This is a genomic window from Facilibium subflavum (assembly GCF_003574485.1).
Lineage (GTDB): Bacteria > Pseudomonadota > Gammaproteobacteria > Francisellales > Francisellaceae > Facilibium > Facilibium subflavum.
Window position 1 is genome coordinate 1 of sequence record NZ_QLIT01000112.1, and the last position, 5,519, is coordinate 5,519.

Below are 5,519 nucleotides of genomic sequence, written 5' to 3' on the forward strand. Positions count from 1 at the left end.
CAGTTCATCTACCCGCTACGGACTCAGACCCCGGCACCTCCACGCATACTCGCCTTTACGTATTGCGTAGTGCTGATTTCAGGCAAATGAAAACCTTGATCAGGTGCGACGATGATATATTACGGGGCTCAATACCTTCACTTGCGTTGTGGCTGATAGACCGCCCTTACTACAGCTTCATAATGTTCGTTACCTTGCATTATGTGTAGTTCGGTTCCAGACTGGTGGCTAGCCTTTTTCTGGGCTGGATTGTCCAGCTTGATTGCCTTAGCTTTGCTTGGCGCACCCATTTTACTTTCCATTTTTTGTTGAGTGCAATGCATGGTAAAACAGATGCATAAAAACGAATACGGGGAAAAACCACGAAAGCGCCCTTAACAGGCATACTCCCCTAGCAAACTACATTTTGGGCGCTTCTTGCTTTTCGATAATATTATATGCCTCCTTAAATAAATAGCCGGCTTTTTCTGCTTGTGACGCAAAATCCTCATAGATTTCTTTAGCAACGCTACCGGCATTAAAAGCATTATAGCTCTCATATTTAAGAAGCTTTTGGCGTAATTGATTTTGCTGTATGACACTTGGATCTTGCTTTTCATTTATCCCTGCATTAATCACATCCAACACATTAAACTCATTTGGCAAAATCTTGAGTTTTAGTACCTCCCACAGCGCTTTAATAAACTTGGTATTAAAAGAGCTAAACTGCAATAAAGTGCCATCTTGATTAAAATGCCCTAACTCAGCAATCTCTTTGATTGCTTTGCATATGATAGACATTTTTTCTTTTTCTTGTTGCTGCTGTAAATCTGAAGTGTTTATGGTCTTGTTCATATCATCAATCACTCGATCCAGGCCACTTTGTTTTTCATGATTTGTTTTAAAAACAAAATCATAAATACCCCACCCACGATGCTGTACTAACGCCTTTTCTGCTGACTCTTTTACAACTTTGGCTGCTGCCAAAGGTGGTAATGTTGTTAAGATCTCCAGCATGAATTTTGCAATCGTGTGACTTTCAAGCTGTGGCTTATAATTCTCCATTTTAATACTTCCCTTACAAATAATACTACTGAATATATAATCCTTATTACTATCAAGCACATTTACAATCCAAACAACGTGGTATTACCACGTTGACCTATCATTTCTAAAAAATATAGTAATCATAGAGGAAGGAAATTATCGTGCTAAAAAAGGAGTTTACATCGCCATGGGATTACTTAATGTATCACAAGAAGAGTGGGAATCTGCAGATTACCTTCTTACTGGAAAGCCTGAAGGGACAAAACTTAAGCATCAATACGGAGCAAAACAAAAAAAATATCAGTACATTAGCATAAATAACCAGTTAAAAGAGATTCGACTCAATCACTCCTTTATTGTGGCAGAGGGGCAAATCTGGGCATTGCCAAATACCGATGAAAAAAGACAGGCCCTCTTAGGCAAAGGTGCATTTGCAAAAGTGTCGATACGAGAAAACAAGCAAGGTGACACACGCTTGCATCGCACCTTTTTAAAGCATGATATGCACTTAGAAGAAAATGAGCTGCAACGCATTAAAAAAGAACAGGCCATCGCCTATGATGTCGGTTTAATTTATAGCTCAATTACAAAACAATATTATAACAAGCCTGGAAAGCGTGAAGGCAACCTTATTATGATTATGCCTTATGAAGATAACCCACAAGATTTGGAGAAAAAGTATCATCTGCAACAAAAAGTCATCCCACTTTCAACAACGATCAATGCTTTTACGGCACTACAAAGGTTACATACAGGAGCGCTATCCAAAACAGGTGAGCAATATTTACACCGAGATATCAAGCTGGCAAATATCGTTGAAAATGACAATGGTATTGTAACACTTATCGACTACGGTTTTGCCATGACTAAAACTTGTGTTGACCAGAGTTTTTGTGGCAGTCTTATCACGATGTCACCTGAAATATATCATAACCTTTCTGCGCCTGAATATTCTGAATCCAGTGACGTATATGCTTTAACCAAGGCCGTTTTGATTCATGAGTTTGCAATAAAATTTCCCAAGAAATATCAGCAAATGATGTTATTAAACAAACAACCCTTTATGTCACCTATTGACAAGATCGAATTCATTAATAATGCATTTAATCAAATCTTAAAAAACCTGACAAACGATGAGCGCAACACCTGTATTTACCTAAGCAATGACATACTATTGAATGTAGTCCTACAACCTAAAGCGCAACGGCCAACTATTGAAAATATGCTTGAGGCATTGACTAATGAGCAGCAAAATGCACAACAGAATGACGTGCTTCAAAAAAATCAACCAATAGATGATATCCAACAAAATGTAAAAAACAAACTATCAATAAGGAAGTTCTACCGTCATGCTAGAGCTATTAGTGCACCATTTTTTAATACGCCCCCATTAAATCAAATGTCACTGAATTTTTTATCACACACTAGTTTAAGCAGTATAAAGCATTGTAATAGTTATATGATAAGTAGTACTAACCAGAAAGCATCTTTAATAAAGCTTAAAGAAAAAGAAGTTGATCAAACTTCCAAATATTCTATCCCTCTGACCTCATCAAAAAAAACAACTTCATTAAAAATGAATAGTTTTGAAGTCGTCGACAATCAATCTTCTTATATTATTTTTCAAGAAAACGTTACCGTGCAAAATACACAAAATATTATCAATCAAGCACAAAAAAAACCAAAAAATTTTGCTAATAGCGTACTTCATGCTGCCAGAAAAGCACTTTCTGAATTTAAAGGCTTAGGCACTTATGGTTATTTTCCTGGCAACTATGATCAGAGAATCCAAAATGTTGAAAACATAATCAACCGTTTATATATGGGAGAGATCAGCGGCACAAAAGCCTTTAAACTGCTTTGCCAACAAGGACATTGGTATCAAAAAAATGTATTGAGCCTTCAGTTTAACTCATATAACACAACATTTGTAAATATCTTGCTACAAGCATTAAGTGATACAAACTTAGATTTTACCGCTGTTGCAAAGAAAGTTGCTGATAAGGTTAACAATGCACCGATAAAAAATGACTGGGTATTTTTTCAATCACAGTTGCAAAAAAATCAACAGCACCAAAATCAAGCATTCGAAAGCATGGAGATTATTCAATCAAAAGATATTGAATGAAAATACATTAGGCTATGTGACACTAAGCTTGGCATAACTTATATGGGTGTTGATCACAAGGAGATTCAAATAATGCCAACATTTATAGACAAATGTATGCAAATGAAAATAGGCAATGCAATACAGGCACTTAAACAAGAAATCTATGATAACAAAGGTGAAATCACTACTTTAGACCAAAAAATAAAAATATACACCCAAGACTATAAGGACCTGTTAGATGGATCAAAACATCAAACAGGTATACTAAAAACGCAACAGGAGCGCTTTATCACTGTGTTTGCCACAGCGATATTATTAGAGCTTAATAAAATTCCTGACCAAGCATTCCTCTTTAAAAAACATACAGAAAACGCTGATTTTTACACCACTTTAGTACAAGCTTATATGACAAATGATTTTGAAGATATTGAATCGGAGTTTTCTTATGATTATCATAAGCTTTGCATTGCAGTAAGTGGTAATAGCACAAACAAGCCTTATATCAAACCAACCTTAAAAGATAAGTTGTTGAATATAAATCATGTTGATACGTTTGCACAAATTACCCTCAAGCACATATATGCGCTACTTGAGCACCCAGAAATGATCACACAACAATACACAATAAGAAATAAAAAAGCATATGATCGGTATATCTTAACCAAAAATGAAAGTGATAAATTAAACCACTTAATCAGACAGTTAACCACTTATCAAAACGACATAAAGCAGCTTAAAGCACTACAAGAAAAAGCTATCGCCACCACGTTGAGTCTCTCTGATAATGACAGCGTTAAAGACGCAGATAAAACCATGCAGTTCAAAGCCATATGGCAAAACTATCACAGAAATTTAGAAAAAGCGAACAAGCAATTTATAATCCTTAATAACGCCTATCCAAATAAATTTGAAATCTGCTCGCCAGCACAGGATCTAAACAAAGTACTCTCCAATATTGACGCACTGTTATCTCAGTTGAAAGCTTCCAATCTAACTTTAGATGAGTATCAAAACCTGCAAGATAAACTAACCGATTTGCGATGTATGCACTATTATCTTAACCATAAAGGCCATGGTTTAAGGCAGTTTTTTGATAAGAACCTGAATTCGACAAAACAAACCTCACAAGCGCCTATTCAATATCTAATGCTAATACAAAATGAAAAGCAGATGTTATATAAATATTTAAAACAAAAAGAAGCATTACTAGAAAAAGATACCTATCTATATCTACAATTAAGTGAATTAGAAAACCAGTATTACTTTAGCGGGCACAATTTTAAACAACTCTTTACCCAATGCTTTGCAGCACTGGTTAATGATGCTGTAGACTCTGCGAGCAAATCAATAAAAAAAACATTGCTTCAAAAACAAGCAGACTCACTTAAATTCTCCCAAGATATCCCGATTGAGCAACTGCAAAAAGTCCTTCAGCTGGCCTGTGTCCCACGCCATGATTTCAATAAAAAAGTTAAGCTTTCAAGTACAGGCGAAAAATTACTGCAATTATTGAATCACCCAGAAGCTGAATTATTTAGAAAGATGTTAATTGAGCGCTATAATTTCCCACTAGCTCAGGCACACACGCCGTTTAGTGAGAAAGAGCTGTTAATACTAATGGGTATTCAAGATCTTGCAGAGCTCCGTAAAAAGAAATATAAAAAACTAAAGCTTGATTTTATTAATCAAAGTAATTTGACGCCTCAGGATAGTAAAGCCTATCATGGTGACTTATCCAATAACTGATTACTATTATTGTTATATCCACTATTAAAAAAAGACCCGGTTGAGTGTAATAATGCATTATTATTTTTATCCTTTTCAATAGGCACTTTTATTGTGGCAAAAAAAGACACTGCTTCCGATGGGAGTGTATCTCTATTTAGTTTGTCTATTACGCGTGTTCCCAGGGAAGACACCGTTAGTAATGCTTTACCTCTGTCTTGTTCTGGCAATGTCTTTAAAGCAGCAACTAATAGCTGTGGTTCTTTACATAACTGGTGCAGTACAGTATCAAGTATATTGCTGCTTTGCAACGCAACTAATCGATCCTTTGGCGGCAAATTGTTCAAAATATCTATAACCACCTTTGAATTATCAGACTGACAAGCTAATGAAGATAATACATTTTCATTAAACCGGTTACCCAACAAAACAGCGGATATTCGATCGTTTTCAGGTAGCGTTTTTAAAACAGCTGGAATCGCTTCAGCTCCATGCTCATATTGCAATAGTTGATGTAAAATATTTACTGTACACGAAGAAAAATTTGCAAATTGCTGCTTGAAGCGTTATTTTTTCTTGATTTGCACAACATGAAAAAGCACCTCAAACAGCTGACGAACAGTTTAAAGGAAATTTTTAACTGGCACAAATCAAGATT

At 35.7% G+C, this 5,519-nt stretch carries 5 protein-coding genes; 2 read left to right on the forward strand and 3 right to left on the reverse strand.

What is annotated here, in order from left to right; all coding sequences use genetic code 11:
• Positions 1-137 precede the first annotated feature (137 nt).
• Together DNK84_RS14295 and DNK84_RS07285 are read right to left on the reverse strand one after the other, a co-directional pair.
• Entirely contained in the window at positions 138-290 is a 153-nt protein-coding gene (locus tag DNK84_RS14295; RefSeq protein WP_162902237.1) for a hypothetical protein, read from the reverse strand.
• Positions 291-399: 109 nt separating this feature from the next.
• A complete protein-coding gene (locus DNK84_RS07285; protein WP_119343884.1) occupies positions 400-1,044 on the reverse strand; it encodes a hypothetical protein in 645 nt (214 codons plus the stop codon).
• 169 nt (positions 1,045-1,213) lie between these two features.
• Here DNK84_RS07285 and DNK84_RS07290 point away from each other — a divergent pair, with 169 nt between their 5' ends.
• Both DNK84_RS07290 and DNK84_RS07295 read left to right on the forward strand, forming a co-directional pair.
• Positions 1,214-3,154 (forward strand): protein kinase domain-containing protein, encoded by a 1,941-nt coding sequence (locus DNK84_RS07290; RefSeq protein ID WP_119343885.1) that lies wholly within the window; start codon positions 1,214-1,216, stop codon positions 3,152-3,154.
• 72 nt (positions 3,155-3,226) lie between these two features.
• Complete coding sequence (locus DNK84_RS07295) at positions 3,227-4,882, forward strand: hypothetical protein (RefSeq protein ID WP_119343886.1); 1,656 nt, start codon at positions 3,227-3,229, stop codon at positions 4,880-4,882.
• On the opposite strand, the gene DNK84_RS07300 is transcribed toward DNK84_RS07295, so the two are convergent.
• Positions 4,858-5,367: a hypothetical protein gene (locus DNK84_RS07300; RefSeq protein WP_119343887.1), complete on the reverse strand. Its 510-nt coding sequence runs from the start codon at positions 5,365-5,367 to the stop codon at positions 4,858-4,860. The genes DNK84_RS07295 and DNK84_RS07300 overlap by 25 nt on opposite strands.
• Positions 5,368-5,519 lie beyond the last annotated feature (152 nt).

Bases quoted from the DNA above. Each gene is read 5' to 3' on its own strand.
- DNK84_RS07295 (WP_119343886.1), top strand. From the start codon at position 3,227: ATGCCAACATTTATAGACAAATGTATGCAAATGAAAATAGGCAATGCA.
- DNK84_RS07285 (WP_119343884.1), bottom strand. From the start codon at position 1,044: ATGGAGAATTATAAGCCACAGCTTGAAAGTCACACGATTGCAAAATTC.
- DNK84_RS14295 (WP_162902237.1), bottom strand. From the start codon at position 290: ATGGGTGCGCCAAGCAAAGCTAAGGCAATCAAGCTGGACAATCCAGCC.
- DNK84_RS07290 (WP_119343885.1), top strand. From the start codon at position 1,214: ATGGGATTACTTAATGTATCACAAGAAGAGTGGGAATCTGCAGATTAC.